This window comes from Tepidimonas sp., from assembly GCF_029335975.1.
Taxonomy (GTDB): domain Bacteria; phylum Pseudomonadota; class Gammaproteobacteria; order Burkholderiales; family Burkholderiaceae_C; genus Tepidimonas.
In genome coordinates this window covers 1-2,793 of sequence record NZ_JARJMT020000039.1, presented here as the reverse complement: position 1 = coordinate 2,793, position 2,793 = coordinate 1, and the positions used below count along the sequence as shown (strand labels likewise).

Here is a 2,793-nt window from a genome sequence, read left to right as displayed (position 1 = left end):
ACGCTCGGCCCGGATGGGGTGATCCGGTATGTGATCGTGGCCCAGAGCGCGAGCGGCACACTCAATGCCTGGTACGAGGGGCTGCGCTGTGCGACCGCGCAGGTCAAGACCTATGCCCACTGGAATCCCGGCCCACCCGGGCAGTGGCGCGCCAACCCCAGCGCGCAGTGGCGTGACCTGGGGGGCGAGTTTGCCTCCCGCCCAGCCGTGGCTCTGGAGCGCAACGGCTTTTGCGACGGCCCCACCCCCACTGGGCCGCCGGCTGACATGCTGCGCACCCTGCGCGTCGGCCAGCCCGAGCGTTGACGGCGCGCCCGGGGGACCGCCTGCGGACACCAGATCAGCGCAGGGTGAGGACCAAGTTGTCGCGGTGGATCATCTCGGGCTCGGCCGCATAGCCGAGCAGCTTGTCGAACTCGGCGGAGGAGCGGCGACAGAGCAGCCGCGCCTCGGCTGCGGCGTAGTTGGCCAGCCCGCGTGCGATCTCGCGCCCGTCGGGCGCGCGCACCGCGATCACATCGCCGCGTTGAAAGTCACCCTCCACCGCAGTCATACCAATGGGCAACAGGCTCTTGCCTTCGTTGACCAGCTTGTCCATGGCACCCGCGTCCACCGTGACCGAGCCGCGCAGTTGCAAATGGCTGGTCATCCAGCGCTTGCGGGCCTGCTGCTTGGGGGCGTCGGCCACCAGACAGGTGCCAATCGGCTCGCCGCCGATCAGGCGCAGCAGCACATCCGGCTCGCGCCCCCACGCGATCACGGTGGATGCCCCAGACCCGGCCGCGCGCTTGGCCGCCAGGATCTTGGTGATCATGCCGCCGGTGCCCACGCGGCTGCCTGCGCCGCCGGCCATGGCTTCGAGCAGCGGATCACCGGCGCGGGCATGGTGGACGAATGCCGCTGCCGGCTCCTTGCGCGGGTCGGCCGTGTAGAGGCCACGTTGATCGGTCAGGATGATCAACAAATCGGCCTCGACCAGATTGGCCACCAGCGCGCCGAGGGTGTCGTTGTCACCGAACTTGATTTCGTCGTTGACGACGGTGTCGTTTTCGTTGATGACGGGCACCACGCCCAGCGCCAGCAGGGTCAACAGGGTAGAGCGCGCATTCAGATAGCGCTCCCGGTCGGCCAGGTCGGCATGGGTGAGCAGGACCTGGGCGCTGCCGACGCCCTGCTCGCGCAGCTTGGTTTCGTACATCTGGGCTAGGCCCATCTGGCCGACGGCGGCAGCGGCCTGCAGCTCGTGCACTTCTTTGGGACGGGCAGTCCAGCCCAGGCGCTTCATGCCCTCGGCGATGGCGCCGCTGCTGACCATGATGACCTCGCGGCCGTCGCGTACCAGCGCGGCGAGCTGACGGCTCCACTGGCCGATGGCGGCTTCGTCCAGGCCCCGGCCTTCGTTGGTGACGAGGCTGGAGCCGACCTTGACCACGATGCGCCGCGCGCCACGCAGCACCTCAGCCGGTGCGCGGCTCGGGGTGGCCAGTGCACTGACAGGGACGGCCCCGTCCACGGGGCGGGCGTCGGCACGGGTCGGCTCGGTCGTCATCGTCGTCGGGCGAGGGGGGAAGAGAAAGGGATCAGGCGCGCCAGCGCGGATCGTCGCCGGCGCGGGCGTCGTCATCCTGCCGCGCCGCGTCGAAGCGCGGGTCCATCTCCACTGGGGGGGCTGCCGCCTCGCGCTGTGCCGCCAGATGCTCATAGACCTTTTGCATCAAGCGCTCGCAGCCCTCGCGCGTCAGGGCCGAAATCTCGAACACCGGGCCTTTGAAGCGCAAGCGCCGCGCGAAATCCCGAACGCGGGACTCGCGCTCCTCGGCCGGCACCATGTCCAGTTTGTTGAGCACCAGCCAGCGCGGTTTGGCCGCCAGTTGGGGATCGTACTTTTTCAGCTCCGCGACGATGGCGCGCGCCTGAGCAACCGGATCGACCGAATCGTCAAACGGCGCCAGGTCCACAATGTGTAACAACAAGCGCGTGCGCTGCAGGTGACGCAAAAACTGGTGGCCCAGTCCCGCCCCCTCGGCTGCGCCCTCGATCAGTCCGGGGACGTCGGCGATCACGAAGCTCTTTTCGGGCCCGACGCGCACCACGCCCAAGTTGGGGTGCAGGGTGGTGAAGGGGTAGTCGGCGATCTTGGGCCGCGCATTGGAGACGGCTGCGATGAGCGTGGACTTACCCGCGTTGGGCATGCCGAGCAGTCCCACGTCGGCCAGTACCTTGAGTTCGAGCTTGAGGCTGCGCCGCTCGCCCGGGCGCCCCAGCGTTTTTTGGCGCGGCGCGCGGTTGGTGGAGCTCTTGAAATGCAGATTGCCAAACCCGCCGTCGCCGCCCTTGGCAATCAGCTCCTTTTGCCCGGGCTGTAGCAGTTCGAACAGCACCTGGCCTGTCTCGGCATCGCTGATGACCGTGCCGACTGGCATGCGCAGCACGATGTCCGCGCCCTTGGCACCGAACATGTCCGAGCCCTTGCCGTGCTCGCCGCGCTGCGCTTCGAAGCGGCGTGTATAACGGTAGTCGACCAGGGTGTTGAGATTCTCGTCGGCCAAGGCCCAAACATGCCCCCCGCGACCGCCATCGCCGCCGTCGGGCCCACCGAATTCCTTGAACTTCTCATGACGGAATGAGGCGCAGCCGTTGCCGCCGTCGCCTGCGGCGACGTCGATATAGGCTTCATCGACGAACTTCATGACGGCGCCTGCGCCGATCGCAATACGACAAGGGCCCGCAGCGCGGGCCCGTGCCGGGGTGGCCTGCAGCCGGCCGTGGCCCGGGGGGATGATACCCCCGCCA

Annotated in this window: 3 protein-coding genes; 1 reads left to right on the top strand and 2 read right to left on the bottom strand. The window is 68.4% G+C overall.

Going from position 1 to position 2,793, the window contains the following annotated elements; translation table 11 throughout:
* The coding region (locus P3W97_RS02160) for a CNP1-like family protein (RefSeq protein WP_300843356.1) at nucleotides 1–306 on the top strand (306 nt) is incomplete at its 5' end.
* Between the two features lie 34 nt (nucleotides 307–340).
* Here the strand turns inward: P3W97_RS02160 and proB are convergent.
* Nucleotides 341–1,453: a glutamate 5-kinase gene (gene proB / locus P3W97_RS02155; RefSeq protein ID WP_300843360.1), complete on the bottom strand. Its 1,113-nt coding sequence runs from the start codon at nucleotides 1,451–1,453 to the stop codon at nucleotides 341–343.
* A gap of 127 nt (nucleotides 1,454–1,580) precedes the next feature.
* Nucleotides 1,581–2,690 carry an Obg family GTPase CgtA gene (gene cgtA, locus P3W97_RS02150; RefSeq protein WP_300843358.1) on the bottom strand — a complete coding sequence of 370 codons (1,110 nt, stop codon included), beginning with the start codon at nucleotides 2,688–2,690 and terminating at the stop codon, nucleotides 1,581–1,583.
* Nucleotides 2,691–2,793: the final 103 nt, after the last annotated feature.

Bases quoted from the DNA above. Each gene is read 5' to 3' on its own strand.
- cgtA (WP_300843358.1), bottom strand. From the start codon at position 2,690: ATGAAGTTCGTCGATGAAGCCTATATCGACGTCGCCGCAGGCGACGGC.